We start from the raw sequence: 20,945 nt of genomic DNA on the forward strand, positions 1-20,945 counted from the left end.
ACCCCGACATCCCGACTTCGGACCCGTGCGCGCACGGCTCCGACCGGCCCCGGCCCGGAGTCGCCCACTCTACCGGGCCGGGAATCCGGAGGTCAGTGCTCCGCTGAGGAGTGGTCAGCCGGGGACTGCGCCGAGGTGACCAGTTCCGTCAGGACGCCGTGGCAGTCCTTGGGGTGCAGGAAGGTGATGCGGGAGCCCATGGAGCCGGTCCGCGGCTCGTCGTAGAGCACCCGGACGCCCTTGCCCCGGATGGCCTCGGCGTCGCCGTCCACGTCCGCGGTGCCGAAGGCGATGTGATGCACGCCCTCGCCGTTCTTGGCGAGCCACTTGCCCACCGCCGAGTCCTCCCGGGTGGGCTCCAGGAGCTGGAGGTAGGAGGCCCCGCCGTCCGAGGTCTCGTTGATCTTGAGCATGGCCTCGCGGACGCCCTGCTCCTCGTTCACCTCTTCGTGGAAGACCTCGAAGCCGTAGGTGGCCCGGTAGAACGCGACGGTCTCGTCGAGGTTCCGGCAGGCGATTCCGATGTGGTCGATTCGCGTCAGCATCCCCCCAGTGCAGCGCCGACCGGATGGTTACGCAACGTGCGCGCGATCACACCGGCAGGCCGGTGACCGGGTGTGGCAGCGCTCAGTACATTGGCGGTAAACCCTCGTTCACTCCTCATCCCAAGGGGCTGTGCCTCATGTCTGGAACGACCGGTACCACCTCAGTGATCGTCGCGGGCGCCCGCACGCCCATGGGCCGTCTGCTCGGCTCCCTCAAGACCTTCTCGGGCGCCGACCTGGGCGGTTTCGCGATCAAGGCCGCGCTGGACCGGGCCGGCATCGGCGGCGACCAGGTGCAGTACGTGATCATGGGCCAGGTGCTCCAGGCGGGCGCCGGGCAGATCCCCGCCCGCCAGGCGGCCGTCAAGGCCGGCATCCCGATGAACGTCCCGGCCCTCACCGTCAACAAGGTGTGTCTGTCCGGCCTCGACGCCATCGCGCTCGCCGACCAGCTCATCCGCGCGGGCGAGTTCGACATCGTGGTCGCGGGCGGCCAGGAGTCGATGACCAACGCCCCGCACCTGCTGCCCAAGTCCCGCGAGGGCTACAAGTACGGCGCGATCGAGATGCTCGACGCCATGGCGTACGACGGCCTCACCGACGCCTTCGAGAACATCGCGATGGGCGAGTCCACCGAGAAGCACAACACCCGGCTCGGCATCCCGCGCGAGGTCCAGGACGAGATCGCCGCCCTGTCGCACCAGCGCGCCGCCGCGGCCCAGAAGAACGGCGTCTTCGAGGCCGAGATCACCCCGGTCGAGATCCCGCAGCGCAAGGGCGAGCCGGTCGTCTTCTCGCAGGACGAGGGCATCCGCGCGGAGACCACCGTCGAGTCCCTCGGCAAGCTGCGCCCGGCCTTCGCCAAGGACGGCACCATCACCGCCGGCACCTCCTCGCAGATCTCCGACGGCGCCGCCGCCGTGGTCGTGATGAGCAAGGCCAAGGCGGAGGAGCTGGGCCTGGAGTGGATCGCCGAGATCGGCGCCCACGGCAACGTGGCCGGCCCGGACAACTCGCTCCAGTCGCAGCCGTCCAACGCGATCCTGCACGCCCTGAAGAAGGAGGGCCTGGAGGTCGGCGACCTGGACCTGATCGAGATCAACGAGGCCTTCGCGGCGGTCGCCCACCAGTCAATGAAGGACCTCGGCGTGACCCCTGAAAAGGTGAACGTCAACGGTGGCGCCATCGCGCTCGGCCACCCCATCGGCATGTCCGGCGCCCGGGTGGTGCTGCACCTGGCCCTGGAGCTCAAGCGGCGCGGCGGCGGCGTCGGCGCGGCGGCCCTGTGCGGCGGCGGCGGCCAGGGCGACGCCCTGATCGTGAAGGTCCCCGGCAAGTAAATCCGTCACCTCTCCGTCACCTCAAGGAGCAGCGCACATGGTGGACGTCCCCGATCTGGTCGCGCAGGCACGGGAGGGCCGGCCGCGTGCCGTGGCCCGGCTGATCTCGCTCGTGGAGGGGGCGTCCCCGCAGCTGCGCGAGGTCATGGCGGCCCTCGCGCCGCTGACCGGGAACGCCTACGTGGTGGGCCTGACCGGCTCGCCCGGCGTCGGCAAGTCGACCTCGACCTCGGCCCTGGTCAGCGCGTACCGCCGGGCGGGGAAGCGGGTCGGCGTGCTCGCCGTGGACCCGTCCTCGCCGTTCAGCGGCGGCGCGCTGCTGGGCGACCGGGTGCGGATGTCGGAGCACGCCTCCGACCCGGGCGTCTACATCCGCTCCATGGCCACCCGGGGGCACCTGGGCGGCCTCGCCTGGTCCGCTCCGCAGGCCATCCGGGTGCTGGACGCGGCCGGCTGCGAGGTGATCCTGGTGGAGACCGTGGGCGTCGGGCAGTCGGAGGTGGAGATCGCCTCCCAGGCCGACACCTCGGTGGTGCTGCTCGCCCCGGGCATGGGCGACGGCATCCAGGCGGCCAAGGCGGGCATCCTGGAGATCGGCGACGTCTACGTGGTCAACAAGGCCGACCGGGACGGCGCCGACGCCACCGCGCGCGAGCTCAACCACATGCTGGGCCTGGGCGAGGCGCGCGGTCCCGGCGACTGGCGCCCGCCGATCGTCAAGACGGTCGCCGCGCGCGGCGAGGGCGTCGACGAGGTCGTGGAGGCGCTGGAGAAGCACCGCGCGTGGATGGAGGAGCACGGCGTGCTGGCCGGCCGCCGCCGGGCCCGCGCGGCCCGCGAGGTCGAGACGATCACCATCACGGCGCTGCGGGAGCGGATCGGCGACCTGCGGGGCGACCGGCGGCTGGACGCGCTCGCGGAGCGCATCACGGCCGGCGAGCTGGACCCGTACGCCGCCTCGGACGAGCTGGTGGCGAGCCTGACCGGGCACTGAGCGGGCGCCGACCCGCGACGAGGGGCCCGGCGCCTGTTTCCGGGCGCCGGGCCCCTTCGCGTACCGTGGTCGGCGGAGCTACGGCTTTCCGCGGCGTCCGCGGAGCTGCTCGGCGATCGGCTTGAGCGACTCGTGGAGGTCGGCGAGGGCCGCCGGGCTGAGCTGGTCGATGAAGTGCGTGCGCACGGACTCGACGTGGTGCGGGGCGACCTTGCGCATGGTCTCCATGCCGTGGTCGGTGAGCACCGCGTACAGTCCGCGCCGGTCCGACTCGCAGTTCTCCCGGCGGACCAGACCGGCGTTCTCCATCCGGGTGATCTGGTGGGAGAGTCTGCTCTTGGACTGGAGCGTGGCCGAGGCCAGGTCGCTCATCCGCAGGCGCCGGTCGGCCGACTCGGAGAGATTCACCAGGATCTCGTAGTCGTTCATGGTCAGGCCGAAGGGCTGGAGGTCCTTCTCCATCTGGTACGTCAGCATCCTGTTGACGTCGAGGTAGGTGCGCCAGGCGCACTGTTCGCCGTCGGTGAGCCAGGGGGTGGCCGTTTCCGTCTCCATATATGGATTCTACCTAAGAAGTTGAAAACTTGACGAAGTAGCGGGGTGTGACTCCCGGCACCCGGTGCGGGACCCCGAACCCCGGCCGACGGGCGCAGACGTTCGAGGACGTCACACTCCGCAGACTACCGCTCACAGGCCGAAGCGACGCTGGAGGTCGCCGAGCTGTCCGGGAAGACGCGGTACCTGGCCGAGCGGCCCCTGCCCGGAGCCGTGCGCGCCCTGACCCCCCGGCACGCCCGGCTGGGCCCCGGGCTCGCCGATCGCGCGCTCCGGCATCAGCAGCTCCGTCGACTGCAGCAGCACCGTGCCCGCGCCCACGAACTCGAACTGGTGCTCCTCGCCCGAGGTGCCGCCGATGCCCGTCAGGGCCCGTACGCCGCCCATCACGCCGGTCAGGTAGCCGTGGTCGTAGTGGTGGCAGGGGGAGGGGCAGTCGGCCCAGCCGACCAGCGCCTGCGGGTCGACCCGCAGCGGCGGCTCCATGAAGACCACCGGGCCGTTGGAGGCGGCGACGAACTTGCCCGTGCCGATGAGGGTGACGAAGCCCGGCACGATCGACTGCTTCAGCGCCAGCGTCGGCTGGTACGCGAGCAGATTGCCCGAGCGGATCGTCAGGTTGCCCTCGTCGAGGTCGTACGAGTTCACGTCGAAGGCGCGGTCGGCGAGCAGCATCTTGCCGCTGCCCTCGGCCACCACCCAGTCGCTCGCGTGCAGCGGCGAGTGGAAGGAGGTGCGGACCAGCCGGTCGAGCCGCCCGTGGCCGATGCCGTTGAACTCGATGCGCCCGTAGTAGGCGATCATCTTGCCCTTCTGCAGGAACCACTGGGAGCCCTTGAGCTCCACGCAGAAGGTGTACGCGTTGACGTTGTCGTCGGAGGGCAGCGAGTGCGGGTCGTGGATGACAGGGGTGCTCACAGCTTCTCCTCCGAGGCCTGGACGTACACCGCGCCGCTGCCGCTCAGCTCCAGCTGGAAGGCCTCGCCGGAGCCGCGGCCGACCATGTCGCGCCAGCCCAGGGCCGTGGAGAGCTTGTTGCGGACGTCGCCGTGGTGGGCGACGTAGGCCTGCGGGTCCACGTGGACCGGCCGGCCGGGGGCGATGGGGAGCTCGATGACCCCGCCGTGGGCCATCACCGCGACCGAGCCGTGGCCCTTCAGGGTCGTGGTGAACAGCCCCTGCCCGCTCACCTGGCCGCGCACCATGCCCATGACCCCGCCCTGGGAGCCGAGGAACATCGTGCCCTGCTCCAGGGTGCCGTCGAAGGCGAGCAGCCGGTCGGCCTCGACGTACAGGGTGTCGCCGGTGAGGGAGATCACCTGGATGTGGTGGCCGCCGTGGCCGAACAGCACGGTGCCGCTGCCCTCGACGGTCATCAGCGGGGTCGCCTCGCCGGCCACCCGCCGCCCGATCATCGACATCAGGCCGCCCTGGCCGCCGCTGAGGCTGGGCGTGAAGCCGACCTCGCCCCGGTACGCCAGCATCGCGCCGCGCTGGCTGAACAGGCGCTGGCCGGGGACCACCGTCGCCTCGATCATCTTCGAGTTGATCTCGCGGAAGGGCATCAGACGTCGCCCCCGATGGTGTTGCGCTCGCTGGGCTGGACGTAGACGAGCCCGTCGCCCTCGAAGCGGATCTGGAAGGCCTCGCCGCCGCCCTCGCCCATGAGGGTGCGGAAGGTCACACCCGACTGGAAGTGCTGCTGGAGGTTGCCCTGGTGGGCGACGTACGCGCCGGGGTCGACGTTCAGCGGGTACTGCGGGGTGACCCGGAGCACCACCGCCGGGCCGTCGGACATGATCGCCGCCTGGCCGGTGCCTTCCACGGTCGTGGTGAACAGGCCGTTGCCGGTGGCGCCACCGCGCAGCCCGGTGAAGCTGGTGCCGGTGCGCAGACCGGCGTCGGCGCAGAGCAGGTTGCTGGACTCGACGAAGAGCTTGTCGCCGTGCAGCTGGACCAGGTTGATCTCGGAGGCGCGGTCGGCGAACCAGCAGGTGCCCTGCCCCCGGACCTCCATCACCTCCATCTGCTCGCCGGTGAGCCGGCGGGTCACCATCCCGCGCAGGCCCTCGCCCCCGCCGGACATCTTCTTGAACGCCATCTGGCCGTCGTAGGCGACCATCGAGCCGTTCTTCGCCTTCACGGCATCGCCGGTCATGGACACGGCGAGCACTCTGCTGCCTTGGAGTCGGAACGTTGCCACGGTGGTGAAGGTACTGGCCCCCCGCCTAAAGGGACAGCAAAGTCCCCGTGCACAATGGACGGACGCTTGTGCGCCGATTCACAAGATCGCCCCCCGTTCTCACCGAAGGTGACCCACGTGGACATCAAGACCGCCACCGCTCTGCACCGGCTGCGCCTCATCTCCGTGCCGGAGGCCCTGTCGTTCCCCGCGCTGCTGATCTTCGGCTCGCTGCTCAGCCGGATCTCCGACATCGACTTCCTGATGATGCCGCTCGGCGCGCTCCACGGCCTGCTGTTCGTGATCTACGCGCTGTTCCTGCTCGACGTGTGGAACAAGGCGAAGTGGCCGTTCAAGCGGGTCGCCTTCTTCTTCCTGCTCGCGGTGCTGCCCTTCGGCGGCCTGTACGGCGACAAGAAGCTCAAGCGCTACGAGGCGGAGGCCGTCTCGGCCTCCCGCGCGCGTCGCCAGGCGGCGGTGGAGGCGTGATCGTCGCGTTCTCGGTGACCCCGCTGGGCGTGGGGGAGGAGGTCGGCGCGTACGTCGCCGACGCGGTCCGGGTCGTGCGCGAGTCGGGCCTGCCGAACCGCACCGACGCCATGTTCACCTCCATCGAGGGGGAGTGGGACGAGGTGATGGACGTCGTGAAGCGCGCCGTCGCCGCCGTGGAGGCGCGCGCCCCGCGCGTCTCGGTCGTCCTCAAGGCCGACATCCGCTCCGGCGTGACGGACGGTCTCACCTCGAAGGTCGAGACGGTCGAGCGGCACCTCGGAGCCTGATCCCACGCCGAAAGCCCCCGGTCCGGGTGAGGACCGGGGGCTTTTTTCGGCCGTCCGTCTTGAGCGCGTGCTCAAAACCGACTACGGTGCCGGTTGAGCGGTCGCTCAAAGCGCGCTCGACCACGGGGGAGGGGCCATGCGGCTCTATGTCGAGACGTGCCCGCGCGCCGATCCGGACACGCGGCACGCCACGCGCGTGCCGCCCTTCCCGGCCGTCGCCGGCACCGGTGTCTCCGCGGGGGAGCGCCACCGGGCCGACGGCGGCCGGGCCTCCGTCCCGGAGCGGCCGTGAGCCGCGCGCCGCGCCGGCGCCCCAACGCCGCGCGCGGCGGAGGCGGGACGGGTTCCGGACGGGGCGTCAGGGGGCCGGGGAGTCCGGGGGGTCCGGGGAGCGGCCGTCCGGTGTCCGGCTCTCCGCGGCCCGGCCTTCCGTGGTGCGGGCTTCCCGCGTCCGGTGCCCTGCGGACCGGTCGTCCCGTGCCCGTGCGCTCCGGCGAACGGCGGCTCCCCGAAGGCGCGTTCGCGGCGCTGCGCGCCTCGCTGCGGGAGCGGGCGGAGGCGGCGGAGTGAGCGCGGAGGACACCCGGGAGCGGCTGCTGGACGGGGCGCTGCGGACCCTCGTCGAGCAGGGCATCGCCAAGACCTCGGCGCGCGCCGTCGCCGCCGCCGCGGGGGTCAACCAGGCGCTGATCTTCTACCACTTCGGCTCGGTCGACGACCTCCTCGCCGCCGCCTGCCGCCGGGGCGCCGAGCAGCGGGTGGCCCGGCACCGCGAGCGGCTGCGCGCGGTCGGCAGCCTCACCGAACTCCTGGCCTTCGGGCGGGAGATGCACGCCGAGGAGCGGGCCGCCGGGCACGTCGCCGTGCTCGGGCAGCTGCTCGCCGGGGCGCACACCCACCCGAGGCTCGCCCCCGCGACCGCCGCCGGGCTCGACCTGTGGATCGAGGAGGTCGAGGGCGTGCTGCGGCGGGTGCTGGCCGGCGGCCCGGTCGACGGGCTCGTCGATCCGGCCGGGCTCGCCCGCGCCGTCGCGGCCTCCTTCGTGGGCATCGAGCTGTACGAGGGGGTGGACCCGGACGGGGCCGCGGCCGCCCTCGACGCGCTCGAACAGCTGGGCGGTCTGATGGCCGCGCTGGACGAGCTGGGACCCGTGGCGCAGAAGGCCGTCCGCTACGCCTTGCGCCGAAAGGCTGACATTCCGTAAAAACCCTCGCTCGGCCGCCTCCAGTCGACACGCCGATGAATGTCCCTTTTCGTGGGGCTATCGACCCGTTCGACGACAGCTGGAGGCACCGTGCGGCCGGGAGGCTACGACTACGACACCTACAGCCGACTCGCCGGTCCCCTCACGGAACCGGACCCGGCCGCCTACAGGGTGCAGTACCGAAGTCTGCTCTCGAAGGAGCCGCACCGAATACGAGCCGTCCTGCTCATGGGCCTCGCGCCGCTGCTCTCGGCGCTGCTGCTGGCCTACCTGGTCTGGCCGACCCACTGGACCGTCCGCGAGGGCGACGACCGCTGGCGGGTCCCGTACGACACCGTGATGCTCGTGTCGATCGGGCTCATCTGCTTCTTCATGCTGGTGAACGTCACCTCGATCGCGCACGCGACCCTCGTCGCCCGCGATCCGATACCCGTCCGCCCCGAACCGGGCACCCGGGTCGCCTTCCTCACCACGTACGTCCCCGGCAAGGAACCGCTCTCCATGGTCCGCGCCACCCTGGAAGGCGCCGTCCGGCTCACCCACGACGGTCCGCTGGACGTCTGGCTGCTGGACGAGGGCGACGACACCGCCGCCAAGGCCCTGTGCGCGGAGCTCGGCGTCCGCCACTTCACCCGCGCCGGAGTGCCCGAGTGGAACCGCGCGAAGGGCGTCCACAAGGCCCGCACCAAGCACGGCAACTACAACGCCTGGCTGGCCATGCACGGCGACGGCTACGACTTCTTCGCCTCGGTCGACACCGACCACGTGCCGCTGCCGAACTTCCTGGAGCGGATGCTCGGCTACTTCCGCGACCCCGACGTCGCCTTCGTCGTCGGCCCGCAGGTCTACGGCAACTACACCTCCGCCGTCACCAAGGCGGCCGAGTCGCAGCAGTTCCTCTTCCACGCGCTGATCCAGCGGGCCGGCAACCGCTATCGCGCCCCCATGTTCGTCGGCACCAACAACATCGTGCGGATCACCGCCCTCAAGCAGGTCGGCGGGCTCTACGACTCGATCACCGAGGACATGGCCACCGGCTTCGAGCTGCACCGGCGCCGCAACCCGCGCACCGGGCGCTTCTGGCGCTCCGTCTACACCCCCGACGTCCTCGCCGTCGGCGAGGGCCCCGCCTCCTGGACCGACTTCTTCACCCAGCAGCTCCGCTGGTCCCGGGGCACCTACGAGACCCTGTTCAGGCAGTACTGGAAGGCCCCCTTCCGTACCCCGCCCGGGCGCCTGCTCAACTACACGCTGATGCTGGTCTACTACCCGATGACCGCCGTCAACTGGCTCCTCGGCATCCTCAGCTGCGTCCTCTTCCTCTGGATCGGCGCCTCCGGCACCCAGGTCTCCTCCGCGGTCTGGCTGATGATCTACAGCGACGCCGTCGCCCTCCAGATCGGCCTCTACCTGTGGAACCGGCGCCACAACGTCTCCCCCCACGAACCCGAGGGCTCCGGCGGCCTCGCCGGCATGGCGATGTCCGCGCTCTGCGCGCCGATCTACCTCAAGTCCCTCGGCTCCGCCGTGCTGCGCACCCGAGGCCGCTTCGTCGTCACCCCCAAGGGCGGCGAGGCCAGCCCCGACCGGGTGCTCACCTTCCGCATCCACCTCTACTGGGCGGCCGTCCTCATCGCCTCCCTGGTGGCCTCCGTCCACTTCGGGCACACCCACGCCGCCATGCGCACCTGGGCGGTCCTCGCCCTCGTCATCAGCCTCGCCCCGCTCGTGGTCTGGAGCGCCGGCACCCTGCGCGAGCGGCGCCGGCTGCGGGTCCGGGCCGAGGCCAGGGCCCGGACCAGGGCCCGCGGCCGGGCCGACGCCGCCGAAGGCGTCACGATCGTCACCGCCCCCGTGCCGCCCGCGCCCACCACCACAGCCGCGCCCACGACGACCGGAGGGAACTGAGCCATGGCCTACCGGCCGTCCAAGCAGTTCAAGAAGACCCTGTTCGGCAGCGGCGCCGTCCTCGTCCTCGCGGCGCTCAACGCCCCCGCCGCCGTCTCCTTCGCCAGCGAGAAGTACCACGCCTACAAGATCGCCCAGCCGGGCTACCAGAAGGAGTTCGGCTCCTGGGCCGTGGTCGACGTGCCCGAGCAGTACCGCGTCAACGCCATCCACGCGGCCCTGCTGCACACCGGCAAGGTGCTGCTGATCGCGGGCTCCGGCAACAACCAGAAGAAGTTCGACGCCGGCACCTTCGAGACCGTCCTGTGGGACCCGGTCAAGAACACCTTCAAGAAGATCCCCACCCCCGAGGACTTCTTCTGCTCCGGCCACACCGCCCTGCCCGACGGGCGGCTGCTCGTCGCCGGCGGCACCGCCCGCTACGAGGTCCTCGACGGCTCGGTCAAGAAGGCCGGCGGCGGGATGCGGGTCAAGAACGAGAGCCCCGACCGGGCCGTCACCCTCAGGAAGGGCACCGTCTTCCGCTCCCCGTCCGGGGTCGAGTACGTCACCAAGACCGACGTCACGGTGCCCAAGGCCAAGCGCGAGTTCGAGATCTCGTACTTCAAGTCCGGCCAGATGAAGCCCTGGAAGACCAAGGTCACCGCCGCCGAGTCCCGGGTCTTCGTCGAGGCCGTCAAGGAGGGCCCGCAGGCCCTGACGACCGAGGCCGCCCAGTACGAGGTCGTCGGCCTCAAGGGCGAGGAGGCCGACAACGTCTACGGCCTGGCCCAGAAGCTCACCACCGAGAAGCAGGACTTCCAGGGCATCAAGGCCGCCTACGAGTTCGACCCCAAGGCCGAGCGGTACATCCCGGTCGCCCCGATGAAGGACGCCCGCTGGTACCCGACCCTGGTCACCCTCGACGACGGCAAGGTGCTCGCCGTCTCGGGCCTCAACGACGTCGGCGATGTCGTCCCCGGTGACAACGAGATCTACGACCCGGCGACCAAGAAGTGGTCCAAGGGCCCCTTCCGCTACTTCCCCACCTACCCCTCGCTCTTCCTCACCAAGGGCGGCAAGCTGCTCTACACCGGCTCCAACGCGGGCTACGGCCCCGCCGACAAGGGCCGCGAACCGGGGCTGTGGGACCTGGAGAAGAACTCCTTCACCAAGCTCGGCGGGCTCACCGACCCCGACCAGCTGGAGACCTCCTCCTCCCTGCTGCTGCCGCCCGCCCAGGACCAGCGGGTGATGGTCCTCGGCGGCGGCGGGGTCGGCGAGTCGCCCGTCTCCACCGCCCGCACCTCGATCGTCGACCTCTCCAAGGAGGGTCCGGTCTTCCGCGACGGACCCGCGCTCCCGCAGGGCACCCGCTACCTGAGCAGCGTGCTCATGCCCGACGACACCGTCTTCACCAGCGGCGGCTCGGGCGAGTACCGGGGCCGCAGCGGCAGCGACATCCTCCGGTCCCAGTTCTACGACCCGAAGAGCAACTCCTTCACCGCCGCCGCCGACCCCACCGTCGGCCGCAACTACCACTCCGAGGCCCTGCTGCTGCCCGACGGCCGGGTCGCCACCTTCGGCTCCGACCCGCTCTTCGACGACAGCGACAACACCAAGCTCGGCACCTTCGAGCAGCGCATCGAGGTGTTCACCCCGCCCTCCCTGCACCGGGCCGGCGGCAACCGCCCCGTCCTCGGCGAGGGCCCGAGGGAGCTCGACCAGAACGGCCGCGCCACCTTCCGGACCGCCGACGCCGCCCGGATCGCCACGGCCCGGCTGATGCGGCCCAGCGCCGTCACCCACACCACCGACGTCGAACAGCGCTCGGTGGAGCTCGGCCTCACCAGGGGCGCGGACGGGGTGAGCGTCACCGTCGAGGTCCCCAAGGACCGCACCCTGGTCCCGCCCGGCTGGTACATGGTCTTCGTCACCGACAAGGACGGCATCCCGTCCGAGGCCGCGTGGATCCAGGTCGGCCAGGACCCGGCCCCGGCCCCGGAGCAGGGCGAGGAGTAGCCCGGGAGCCGGGAGCCGCTAGCGGGCGGCGTCCTTCGCCCGGCGGGCCAGGCCCAGCGCGTAGTCGGGCCACCAGGTACCGGCGGCCGGGCCGCCCCGGCAGGGGCCGTCCGAGTCGCCGGGCCGCTTGATCCACAGATAGGCGTCCACCAGCTCGTCGCCCGTCCGGTCGGTCGGCGGCACGCCCAGCGCCCGGCCGGGCGGATTGCACCAGCCCTCCGGCCGGTCGCCCGGCAGCGGGCCGTCGCCGTTGCGGCTGGTGTCCACCGTGAAGTGGGTGCCGCCGAGCAGCCGTGAGAGACCGGCGCCGAAGCCCCGTACGACGTCGTTGGTCTGGAAGTTGGAGACGTTCAGCGCGAAGCCGTCCGCCTGCTCGACGCCCGCCCGCCGCAGCGGCTCGACCAGCTTGTCCGGCCGCTCGATCCAGGCCGGGTTGCCCGCGTCCAGATAGACCCGGGTGCGCGGCTGCCGCTTGAACCGCCCGACCGCCTCCGCCAGCAGCGCCAGCCGCTCCTCGTGGTACTCCGCCGGGGTGCAGCCGTCCACGATGTGCGGCACGGCGTCCGGCTCCAGCACCACCACCGCCGGGGCGTCGCCGATGGCCCCCGCGAAGGCGTCCACCCAGCGCCGGTACGCGGCGGCGTCGTGCGCCCCGCCCGCCGAGTACATCCCGCAGTCCCGGTGCGGGATGTTGTACGCCACGAACAGCACGGTCCGCAGCTCGGGCGCCGCGCCCCGCACCGCCTTCGCCACGTCCGGTACGGGATCGTCGCCGGCCGGCCAGTCGGCGACCGGCCGCTCCGAGATCCGCTTGAGGAGCCTGGCGTCCTCCGCCCGGCCCTGCGCCTCGTACTGCCGCACCTGCCGGGCCGCGTCGCTGTCCGGGTCCACCCAGAACGGCGAACCGCCCGTGGGCGGCGCCGCCTCGCCGCGCGAGGCCGGCGGCCCGACGGGGGAGGCGGGGGAGTCCTCGCCGCCGCAGCCGCCGAGCAGCAGGGCGGCGGTGAGGGCGAGCGCGGCGGTACGGAGGGAACGACGGGACATCCGGCCCCCAGGGTCGGGATTCGGGTCCGGACACGGGTCGGGACCCGGGTCGGGACGCGGGGCGGTGCGTGAACGCGGTCTTAAGGGACAGACCGGGGCTATCCTGACATGTCGGTCAGTCAGTCTCCGGCTGCGACACCGCCAGCGCGATCCCCAGTGCCGTCCGCTCGTACAGCACCTGGTGCCCGTACCGCCGCGCGCCCAGCAGCCCCGCCGCCCGCAGCACCGACAGATGCGCCGACACCGACGAGGGCGCGAGACCCAGCCGGTGCGCCAGGGCCGTCGTCCCCGCCGGCTCCCCCAGCGCGCACAGCACGTCCGCCCGGGCCCGCCCCAGCAGCCGCGCCAGCGCCTCGGGTGTCCGGTCCCGGGGCTCCGTCCACAGCGCCCCGATGCCCCGCGCCGGGTACGCCACCGTCGGCTGCCACGGCGGATCGAAGCCGCTCACCACGTCCGGCCAGGTGAACACCGAGGGCAGCAGCACCAGCCCCTGGCCGTCCAGCGCCCGCACGTGCTCCCCGTGGTAGGCCACCGTCAGCGTCGAACGCTCCTCGTCCCACGCGAAGGCCGGGTGCAGCTCGGCCAGCAGCCGCTCCAGGCCGCCCTCCGCCAGCCGCCGCGAGTGGTACGCCACGTCCGCCTCCAGGAGCGCCCGCAGCCGGGGCCACTCCGGCTCCACCAGCGCCTCCCAGGCCCGCTCCAGCAGCTCCGTGAGCCGCGCCAGCGCCCCGGCGGGATCCGCCAGCATCCGGCGCCCCTCCGCGCTCCCGGCCGCCCCCGGGGTCTCCGCCAGCGCCCGCCGCACATCGTCCAGGACCAGCGCCGGATCCGTCGCCCGGACCGCCGCCAGCTCCCGCTCGAAGGTCGCCGTCGGCCCGATCGGCGGCGGATACAGGAAGTCCGGGCTGTGCCCCTGGAGCGGCATCAGCAGGTGCAGCGGCGCCAGGTCCACCTCCGCCGCCGCCTCCCTGATCCGCCGCAGCCACGGCAGGTGGTACCCCTGCTGCCGAGGCCGGGCCAGCACCCGCACCGCGCAGTGCGTCTCCCACAGGGGCGAGACCGCGAAGCGGATGCGCAGCGGATCCGCCTCGCCGAAGTGCAGGTGGTACGGCATGGGGGCGCGCCTCCGGCCCGGAAGATTCGGCTGGGTCCGAAAGTCTAGGACCCCGGCGCCGCCGGCCGCACGCTCCTGGCATGTCCACGAACGACACCCGGGAGTCCGGCGCGGCCCCCGCGCCCGCCCCGCCCGCCCCCGCCCCGCCCGCGCCCGCCGGGCCGGACCCCGCCGCGCCCGCGCCCGCGTCCCCCGGATACGCCGCCGTCTTCGCCGTACGCGAGTTCCGCTTCGTCTTCGTCGCCCACCTCTTCTCCCTCCTCGGCGTCGTCGTCAGCGAGCTCGCCCTCACCGTCCTCGTCTACGACCTCACCCGCTCCCCGCTCCTCTCCTCCCTCACCTTCGCCCTCGGCTTCCTGCCCTACCTCCTCGGCGGCACCCTCCTCGCGGGCGTCGCCGACCGCTTTCCGCCCCGCCGCGTCCTCGTCGTCTGCGACCTCGTCTGCGCCGGCTGCGTCGCCCTGATGGTGCTGCCCACCACCCCCGTCGCCGCCCTGCTCGCCCTGCGCTGCGCCGTCGCCGCCGTCGCCCCCGTCTTCAACGGCACCCGGATCGCCACCCTCGCCGACATCCTCGGCGAGGGCGACCTCTTCGTCCTCGGCCGCTCGCTGCTGCGGATCGTCTCCCAGAGCGCCCTCCTCGCCGGCTTCGGCGTCGGCGGACTGCTGCTCACCGTGCTCACCCCGCGCGGCGCCATCGCCGTCACCGCCGCCACCTTCCTCGCCTCCGCGCTGCTGCTCCGCGTCGGCACCGCCCGCCGTCCCGCCCGCGCCCCCGGACGCCGCGAGGGCATCGGCGCCACCTGGGGCATCCTCCGCGACCGCCGGATCCGCGCCCTCATGCTGCTCTTCTGGGTCCCGCCGGTCTTCTTCGTCGTGCCCGAGGCCCTCGCCGCCCCGTACGTCGACGAGATCGGCGTCTCCACCGCCGGACTCGGCCTCCTCATGTGCGCCGTCCCCGCCGGGACCATCGCGGGCGAGCTCCTCGCCGGCTCCGCGCTCAGCGCCGCCGCCCGCGCCCGGATCGTCCACCCGCTGCTGCTCACCGGCTTCCTCCCGTTCCTCGTGTACGCGCTGCGCCCGGGGCTCGCCCTCGCCGTCGCCGCGCTCTTCGTGGCCGGGGCGGCGGGCGCGTACAGCCTCGGTCTGGACGCCTGGTTCGTGGCCGCCGTGCCGGAGGAGCTGCGGGGCCGGGCGATGACCCTGATGACCGCCGGGATGATGACGGTCCAGGGGCTGGGCATGGCGGGCGCCGGGCTCGCCGCCGAGTTCGTCCCGGTGCACACGGTGGTCGCGGGCACCGGCGTGCTGGCGACGCTGTGCGTGCTCGGACTGGTCCTGGAGGTGAAGGCGACCGAAGGGCGAGACGCGGCTGAGCCCCATGTGACGGGTGGGTAAGGTCGTCGCGTGCCGAAGCCGCTCAGTCTCCCCTTCGACCCCATCGCCCGCGCCGACGAACTCTGGCAGCGCCGCTGGGGGCCGGTCCCCTCGATGGCCGCGATCACCTCGATCATGCGCGCCCACCAGATCCTGCTGGGCGAGGTGGACGCGGTGGTCAAGCCGTACGGGCTGACCTTCGCCCGCTACGAGGCGCTGGTGCTGCTGACCTTCTCCAAGGCGGGCGAGCTGCCGATGTCGAAGATCGGCGAGCGGCTGATGGTGCACCCCACCTCGGTCACCAACACGGTGGACCGCCTGGTGAAGTCCGGCCTGGTGGCCAAGCGCCCCAACCCGAACGACGGCCGAGGCACCCTGGCCACCATCACCGACAAGGGCCGCGAGGTGGTCGAGGCGGCCACCCGGGACCTGATGGAGATGGAGTTCGGCCTGGGCGCGTACGACGCGGAGGAGTGCGCCGAGATCTTCGCGATGCTGCGCCCGCTGCGGGTCGCGGCGGAGGACTTCGACGAGGGCTGAGCGGCGGGGGGCCCGGACGGGAGCGGGCGGGGACCCGGCGCAAGATCGCCCGGAACGTGCCGATACGCTCGGGGCCATGAAAGAGAATGTGCTGACCCGCTACCGGGTGATGGCCTACGCCACCGCGGTCTGGCTCCTCGTCTTCACGGGCGCGATCATCGCCAAGTACGTGTTCAAGGTCGGCGACACCATGCTGATCTCGCAGATCCACGGCGTGCTCTTCATCATCTACGTCCTCTTCGCCTTCGACCTGGGCTCCAAGGCGAAGTGGCCGATCGGCAAGCTGGTGTGGGTGCTGGCCGCCGGCTGCATCCCCTTCGCCTCCTTCTTCGTCGAGCCGAAGGTCACCCGCGAGGCGCGCGCGCGGATGGCCGACGCGGCGGGCGCCCCGGCCGTCAAGGTCTGATCCGGGCCCGCTTCCACCCCCGCACGGATGTGCGGGGGTTTCCCATCGACATTTACTAGGACGTCCTAGTAAATTTGAAGCATGGACGCTGACGCCATCGAGGAAGGCCGCCGTCGCTGGCAGGCCCGTTACGACAAGGCCCGCAAGCGCGACGCCGACTTCACCACGCTCTCCGGCGACACCGTGGAGCCGGTCTACGGCCCGCGCCCCGGGGACAGCTACGAGGGGTTCGAGCGCATCGGCTGGCCCGGTGAGTACCCCTTCACCCGGGGACTGCACCCCACCGGCTACCGGGGCCGGACCTGGACCATCCGCCAGTTCGCCGGCTTCGGCAACGCCGAGCAGACCAACGAGCGCTACAAGATGATCCTGGCCGCCGGCGGCGGCGGGCTCTCGGTCGCCTTCGACATGCCGACCCTGATGGGCCGCGACTCCGACGACCCGCGCTCGCTGGGCGAGGTCGGCCACTGCGGCGTGGCCATCGACTCCGCCGCCGACATGGAGGTCCTCTTCAAGGACATCCCGCTCGGCGACGTCACCACCTCCATGACGATCTCGGGCCCCGCCGTCCCGGTCTTCTGCATGTACCTGGTCGCCGCCGAGCGCCAGGGCATCGACCCGGCCGTGCTCAACGGCACGCTCCAGACCGACATCTTCAAGGAGTACATCGCGCAGAAGGAGTGGCTCTTCCAGCCCGAGCCGCACCTGCGCCTGATCGGCGACCTCATGGAGCACTGCGCGGCCGGCATCCCCGCGTACAAGCCGCTCTCGGTCTCCGGCTACCACATCCGCGAGGCCGGGGCCACGGCCGCGCAGGAGCTCGCGTACACCCTCGCCGACGGCTTCGGCTACGTGGAGCTCGGCCTCTCCCGCGGTCTCGACGTGGACGTCTTCGCGCCCGGCCTGTCCTTCTTCTTCGACGCGCACCTCGACTTCTTCGAGGAGATCGCCAAGTTCCGCGCCGCCCGCCGGATCTGGGCCCGCTGGATGAAGGAGGTGTACGGGGCGAAGACCGACAAGGCGCAGTGGCTCCGCTTCCACACCCAGACCGCCGGCGTCTCGCTCACCGCCCAGCAGCCGTACAACAACGTGGTGCGCACCGCCGTCGAGGCGCTGTCCGCCGTGCTCGGCGGCACCAACTCGCTGCACACCAACGCCCTCGACGAGACCCTCGCCCTCCCCAGCGAGCAGGCCGCCGAGATCGCCCTGCGCACCCAGCAGGTGCTCATGGAGGAGACCGGCGTGGCCAACGTGGCCGACCCGCTGGGCGGTTCCTGGTACGTCGAGCAGCTCACCGACCGGATCGAGGCCGACGCCGAGAAGATCTTCGACCAGATCAAGGAGCGCGGGCTGCGCGCCCACCCCGACGGCAGGCACCCGATCGGCCCGATCACCTCCGGCATCCTGCGGGGCATCGAGGACGGCTGGTTCACCGGCGAGATCGCCGAGTCCGCCTTCCGCTACCAGCAGTCCCTGGAGAAGGGCGAGAAGCGGGTCGTCGGCGTCAACGTGCACCACGGCTCGGTCACCGGCGACCTGGAGATCCTGCGGGTCAGCCACGAGGTCGAGTGGGAGCAGGTCCGGGTGCTCGGCGAGCGCAAGGGCCGCCGCGACGACGCGAAGGTCACCGCCTGCCTGGACGCGATGCTGGCCGCCGCCCGGGACGGCTCCAACATGATCGTCCCGATGCTGGACGCGGTACGGGCCGAGGCCACGCTCGGCGAGATCTGCGGCGTGCTGCGCGAGGAGTGGGGCGTCTACACGGAGCCGGCCGGCTTCTAGGGCCTGTCGTCACACTCCCGTCCGGCTCGCGCCGGAGCGCCCCCGCACCACGGTGTGCGGGGGCGCTCCGGCGCGTCCGGCTACCGTTCCGCCGCCGCCGTGAGGCCGCCGAGCAGCAGGGCGGTCAGGCGGCTGACCCAGGGCTCGTCCACCGGCTCCGCGCTGACCAGCGCCCGGTGCACCACCGCCCCCGCGACCACGTCGAAGATCAGGTCGTCGATCGCCTCCACCGCCAGCGGGTCGCGCTCGCCGGGGAGTTCGCCCCGCTCCTGCGCGCGCTGGCGGCCCTCCAGGACCAGCCGCTTCTGCCGGTCCACGATCGAGGCGCGGATGCGCTCGCGCAGCGGCTCGTCGCGGGTGGACTCGGCGACCACCGCCATCAGGGCCGTCTGGGTCTCGGGGCGCTCCAGGAGCGCCGCGAACTGGAGCACCACATGGGCGATGTCGGCCTGGAGGGAACCCAGGTCGGGGAGTTCGAGTTCGTCGAAGAGGACGGCGACGGCGTCCACGACGAGTTCGTTCTTGTTGGCCCAGCGCCGGTAGAGGGTGGTCTTGGCCACCCCGGCCCGGGTCGCGACGTCGCCCATCGTCAGCTTGGACCAGCCCAGCTCCACCAGGGCCGCCCGGGTCGCCTCCAGGATGGCCGTGTCGGCCTCGGCGGAACGGGGGCGTCCGGATCGAGCGCGGGAGTGGGGGCGGCTGCACATGGGGCCCGACCATACCCGCCGGTAGGTATTGCGCCAGGGGCCCGCGATGTGAGGCAGTTCACCCCCCGCCCCTCCCCGTGCCCAGGGCCCTGGGATTACGCTACGACCCGTAGCGAAAGGCTTTTCAGGGGCCGGCTCGCGACAACCACGGCGCCGGGTGGGGACCCGGCGTGAACGGACAGCGATCCGTGCCGCCCCGCCCAGGACGGCACGGATCAGCCACGGCTTACCGGTTACGCGCGCGGAGGGGGGAGGATGTACTCATGCAGCCCCGAAACATGTCCATGAGCGGCGTCGTCGACCTCGCCGCGGTGAAGGCGGCCGGAGAGGCCAAGGCGAAGGCGGAGCAGGCGCGCGCCGAGGCCGCCCGGCAGGGCGGGACGCCCGCCGTGGCGCCCTCCGCCCTGGTGATCGACGTCGACGAGGCGGGCTTCGAGCGCGATGTGCTCCAGCGCTCCGCCGAGGTCCCGGTCGTCATCGACTTCTGGGCCGAGTGGTGCGAGCCCTGCAAGCAGCTCGGCCCCCTCCTGGAGCGTCTGGCCGTCGAGTACAACGGGCGCTTCCTGCTCGCCAAGGTCGACGTCGACGCCAACCAGATGCTGATGCAGCAGTTCGGCATCCAGGGAATTCCGGCCGTTTTCGCGGTGGTCGCCGGTCAGGCGCTGCCGCTCTTCCAGGGCACCGCCCCCGAGGCCCAGATCCGCGAGACCCTCGACCAGCTCGTCCTGGTCGCCGAGGAGCGCTTCGGTCTGACGGGCATCCCGGTGGACCCGGCCGCCGAGGGCGCCGAGCCCGCCGCCGCGCCGGTCGGCCCGTACGACGCCCTGCTCGAAGCCGCCATGTCCGCGCTGGACGCGGGGGACATGGCCGGTGCCGTCCAGGCGTACAAGAACGTGCTGGCGGACGACCCCGAGCACCCGGAGGCGCGCCTCGGCCTCGCGCAGGCCGAACTGCTCGCCCGGGTGCAGTCGATGGACCCGCAGGCGGTGCGCAAGGCCGCGGCGGACGCCCCCGGCGACGTCGCCGCGCAGATCGCCGCCGCCGACCTGGACCTGGTGGGCGGTCACGTCGAGGACGCCTTCGGCCGGCTGGTCGACGCGGTGCGCCGGACGGCGGGCGAGGACCGGACCGCGGCGCGGCTGCGGCTCCTTGAGCTCTTCGAGGTCATCGGCGCCGACGACCCGCGGGTGACGGCGGCCCGGCAGGCCCTGGCGAGGGCCCTGTACTAACCCAGGACTCCAAGTCGCCCCGTGCGGAAGGGGACGATTTGGCGACACGGTGACAATCGGCGGCCGCGTTTTACCAAATCTTGGTAATCGCGGCCGCTGTTACTTGCAGTAAATCGAACCCGGATTTCTGTCCGGGTTTCTTCCTTCTCCTCCCCTTTCGTCTCGTCACATGACCGCACCCTGCGTGCCGGTCCGGCGGCTGCCCGTCGTGCTCCGGTTATCTGGCCGTTACTAGCGAGTAACGAACCCCCTTGTGCGGGCGCCCCGAATGGACCACGATCGGCCACGCTCGGTCCGATGCCGCACCAGTGGCAGCGGGTCCCCACCGGGTGGGCCGGCGGCGGTGCCGTCGGCCGTGGACAGGGGGGTTCCTGCTCTGACCGGCAGGGCCTGTCCAATCCGGCCGCGCGCACGGCGTGGCCAGTGGTTGTCGCTCGGGGGTGACCGCCGGTGATTCGGACGCGCGTCGTGCCGCCTGAGCCCTCGGCGCTCCCCTTCCCGAGGACGTAACGCTTCTCCCATCCCAGGACGGGCCCGGGGCCCATCCGGAGATGTACGTCCGAGAAGGAGGAATTCTCATGAAGTCCCAGGTTCGTGGCGGGACCAGATGGAAGCGGTTCGCCGTCGTCATGGTGCCGAGCGTGGCCGCGACGGCCGCGATCGGTGTCGGCCTGGCCCAGGGCGCGCTCGCCGCGTCCTTCAGCATCTCCGGCCAGGAGTTCAAGGTGAAGGCCGACACCCTCGTCGGCAAGGACTTCGTCCAGTACGGCAGCGTGGACGCCGGCAAGGACCTCGAGGGCAAGGACTTCGCGGCCCCGGTCGCCGTGTCCGGCTTCTCCGAGGCCTGGATCAGCAACATGTGCCAGTCCGTCGTGACGCCGAACGTCCCGTTCGTCGGTGACGTGACGCTGGTGCTGAAGGCCGGCACCGAGGACAAGAAGCCGGTCTACGCGAAGGACATCTACCTCGATGTCTCGGAGCTGAAGGCCGACGCCGAGTTCGGCAACATCGACATCGGCGTCGCCGCCGGCAAGCTCGCCAAGGCGGACGGCAAGCCGGGCATCCAGCCGGGCACCAAGGCCAACCCGTACGGCTTCGGCCAGCGCGCGGAGGACGCCAAGCTCAGCGACGTCCACCAGAAGGCGTGGGCCACCACGGCCGCCACCTTCAAGCTGCCGAACCTCGACCTTTCCCTCAAGCGGGGCAAGGGCGCCGGGGTCGAGTGCTACTGATGCCGA

The 20,945-nt window shown here is 72.0% G+C and carries 22 protein-coding genes; 14 read left to right on the plus strand and 8 right to left on the minus strand.

Annotation, left to right across the window (positions count from 1 at the left end):
* Positions 1 to 92: 92 nt before the first annotated feature.
* Positions 93 to 545: a methylmalonyl-CoA epimerase gene (gene mce, locus ACZ6J5_RS26060; protein ID WP_469395392.1), complete on the minus strand. Its 453-nt coding sequence runs from the start codon at positions 543 to 545 to the stop codon at positions 93 to 95.
* 137 nt (positions 546 to 682) lie between these two features.
* Between mce and ACZ6J5_RS26065 the strand changes: the two genes are divergently transcribed.
* Together ACZ6J5_RS26065 and meaB are read left to right on the plus strand one after the other, a co-directional pair.
* Entirely contained in the window at positions 683 to 1,885 is a 1,203-nt protein-coding gene (locus tag ACZ6J5_RS26065) for an acetyl-CoA C-acetyltransferase (protein ID WP_469395394.1), read from the plus strand.
* Between the two features lie 37 nt (positions 1,886 to 1,922).
* A complete protein-coding gene (meaB, locus tag ACZ6J5_RS26070) occupies positions 1,923 to 2,879 on the plus strand; it encodes a methylmalonyl Co-A mutase-associated GTPase MeaB (RefSeq protein ID WP_469395396.1) in 957 nt (318 codons plus the stop codon).
* A 78-nt stretch (positions 2,880 to 2,957) separates the two neighbouring features.
* On the opposite strand, the gene ACZ6J5_RS26075 is transcribed toward meaB, so the two are convergent.
* From ACZ6J5_RS26075 to ACZ6J5_RS26090, 4 genes are all read right to left on the minus strand, one after another.
* A complete protein-coding gene (locus ACZ6J5_RS26075; RefSeq protein ID WP_469395398.1) occupies positions 2,958 to 3,434 on the minus strand; it encodes a MarR family winged helix-turn-helix transcriptional regulator in 477 nt (158 codons plus the stop codon).
* 132 nt (positions 3,435 to 3,566) lie between these two features.
* On the minus strand, positions 3,567 to 4,352 hold the full coding sequence (locus ACZ6J5_RS26080; protein ID WP_469395400.1) for an AIM24 family protein: 786 nt from the start codon (positions 4,350 to 4,352) through the stop codon (positions 3,567 to 3,569).
* Entirely contained in the window at positions 4,349 to 4,999 is a 651-nt protein-coding gene (locus ACZ6J5_RS26085; RefSeq protein ID WP_469395402.1) for an AIM24 family protein, read from the minus strand. Before ACZ6J5_RS26085 ends, ACZ6J5_RS26080 begins: the two co-directional genes overlap by 4 nt.
* Complete coding sequence (locus ACZ6J5_RS26090; RefSeq protein ID WP_469395404.1) at positions 4,999 to 5,637, minus strand: AIM24 family protein; 639 nt, start codon at positions 5,635 to 5,637, stop codon at positions 4,999 to 5,001. The genes ACZ6J5_RS26085 and ACZ6J5_RS26090 overlap by 1 nt, the downstream gene beginning before the upstream one ends.
* Before the next feature lie 117 nt (positions 5,638 to 5,754).
* On the opposite strand from ACZ6J5_RS26090, the gene ACZ6J5_RS26095 reads away from it, so the two are divergent.
* From ACZ6J5_RS26095 to glxA, 6 genes are all read left to right on the plus strand, one after another.
* Complete coding sequence (locus tag ACZ6J5_RS26095; RefSeq protein ID WP_469395406.1) at positions 5,755 to 6,105, plus strand: DUF3817 domain-containing protein; 351 nt, start codon at positions 5,755 to 5,757, stop codon at positions 6,103 to 6,105.
* A complete protein-coding gene (locus tag ACZ6J5_RS26100) occupies positions 6,102 to 6,395 on the plus strand; it encodes an MTH1187 family thiamine-binding protein (protein WP_469395408.1) in 294 nt (97 codons plus the stop codon). Before ACZ6J5_RS26095 ends, ACZ6J5_RS26100 begins: the two co-directional genes overlap by 4 nt.
* A gap of 136 nt (positions 6,396 to 6,531) precedes the next feature.
* A complete protein-coding gene (locus ACZ6J5_RS26105; protein WP_469395716.1) occupies positions 6,532 to 6,687 on the plus strand; it encodes a hypothetical protein in 156 nt (51 codons plus the stop codon).
* 274 nt (positions 6,688 to 6,961) lie between these two features.
* Positions 6,962 to 7,600, plus strand: coding sequence for a TetR/AcrR family transcriptional regulator (locus tag ACZ6J5_RS26110; RefSeq protein ID WP_469395410.1), 639 nt, complete (start codon positions 6,962 to 6,964; stop codon positions 7,598 to 7,600).
* A 39-nt stretch (positions 7,601 to 7,639) separates the two neighbouring features.
* Positions 7,640 to 9,508 (plus strand): glycosyltransferase family 2 protein, encoded by a 1,869-nt coding sequence (locus ACZ6J5_RS26115; RefSeq protein WP_469395411.1) that lies wholly within the window; start codon positions 7,640 to 7,642, stop codon positions 9,506 to 9,508.
* A 3-nt stretch (positions 9,509 to 9,511) separates the two neighbouring features.
* Positions 9,512 to 11,509: a radical copper oxidase GlxA gene (glxA, locus tag ACZ6J5_RS26120; protein ID WP_469395414.1), complete on the plus strand. Its 1,998-nt coding sequence runs from the start codon at positions 9,512 to 9,514 to the stop codon at positions 11,507 to 11,509.
* Between the two features lie 18 nt (positions 11,510 to 11,527).
* Here glxA and ACZ6J5_RS26125 read toward each other — a convergent pair whose 3' ends face one another.
* Together ACZ6J5_RS26125 and ACZ6J5_RS26130 are read right to left on the minus strand one after the other, a co-directional pair.
* Positions 11,528 to 12,553 (minus strand): glycoside hydrolase family 6 protein, encoded by a 1,026-nt coding sequence (locus ACZ6J5_RS26125; protein WP_469395416.1) that lies wholly within the window; start codon positions 12,551 to 12,553, stop codon positions 11,528 to 11,530.
* A 115-nt stretch (positions 12,554 to 12,668) separates the two neighbouring features.
* A complete protein-coding gene (locus ACZ6J5_RS26130) occupies positions 12,669 to 13,667 on the minus strand; it encodes an ArsR/SmtB family transcription factor (protein ID WP_469395418.1) in 999 nt (332 codons plus the stop codon).
* Positions 13,668 to 13,747: 80 nt separating this feature from the next.
* Between ACZ6J5_RS26130 and ACZ6J5_RS26135 the strand changes: the two genes are divergently transcribed.
* The 4 genes from ACZ6J5_RS26135 (at position 13,748) to ACZ6J5_RS26150 (ending at position 17,771) form a co-directional block, all read left to right on the plus strand.
* Positions 13,748 to 15,064 (plus strand): MFS transporter, encoded by a 1,317-nt coding sequence (locus ACZ6J5_RS26135; protein WP_469395420.1) that lies wholly within the window; start codon positions 13,748 to 13,750, stop codon positions 15,062 to 15,064.
* A 9-nt stretch (positions 15,065 to 15,073) separates the two neighbouring features.
* Positions 15,074 to 15,583, plus strand: a complete 510-nt coding sequence (locus ACZ6J5_RS26140) for a MarR family winged helix-turn-helix transcriptional regulator (RefSeq protein WP_469395423.1) — start codon at positions 15,074 to 15,076, stop codon at positions 15,581 to 15,583.
* A gap of 76 nt (positions 15,584 to 15,659) precedes the next feature.
* Positions 15,660 to 15,989 (plus strand): DUF3817 domain-containing protein, encoded by a 330-nt coding sequence (locus tag ACZ6J5_RS26145; protein ID WP_469395425.1) that lies wholly within the window; start codon positions 15,660 to 15,662, stop codon positions 15,987 to 15,989.
* A gap of 81 nt (positions 15,990 to 16,070) precedes the next feature.
* A complete protein-coding gene (locus ACZ6J5_RS26150; RefSeq protein ID WP_469395426.1) occupies positions 16,071 to 17,771 on the plus strand; it encodes an acyl-CoA mutase large subunit family protein in 1,701 nt (566 codons plus the stop codon).
* 80 nt (positions 17,772 to 17,851) lie between these two features.
* On the opposite strand, the gene ACZ6J5_RS26155 is transcribed toward ACZ6J5_RS26150, so the two are convergent.
* Positions 17,852 to 18,478 (minus strand): TetR/AcrR family transcriptional regulator, encoded by a 627-nt coding sequence (locus ACZ6J5_RS26155; protein WP_469395428.1) that lies wholly within the window; start codon positions 18,476 to 18,478, stop codon positions 17,852 to 17,854.
* A gap of 263 nt (positions 18,479 to 18,741) precedes the next feature.
* On the opposite strand from ACZ6J5_RS26155, the gene ACZ6J5_RS26160 reads away from it, so the two are divergent.
* The gene (locus ACZ6J5_RS26160; RefSeq protein WP_469395430.1) at positions 18,742 to 19,707 is read left to right on the plus strand and encodes a tetratricopeptide repeat protein; all 966 of its coding nucleotides are present in this window, start codon (positions 18,742 to 18,744) and stop codon (positions 19,705 to 19,707) included.
* Between the two features lie 578 nt (positions 19,708 to 20,285).
* A complete protein-coding gene (locus ACZ6J5_RS26165) occupies positions 20,286 to 20,939 on the plus strand; it encodes a DUF6230 family protein (protein ID WP_469395432.1) in 654 nt (217 codons plus the stop codon).
* The last annotated feature ends 6 nt before the right edge of the window (positions 20,940 to 20,945 follow it).

It is taken from the genome of Streptomyces sp. NPDC042100, from assembly GCF_055582325.1.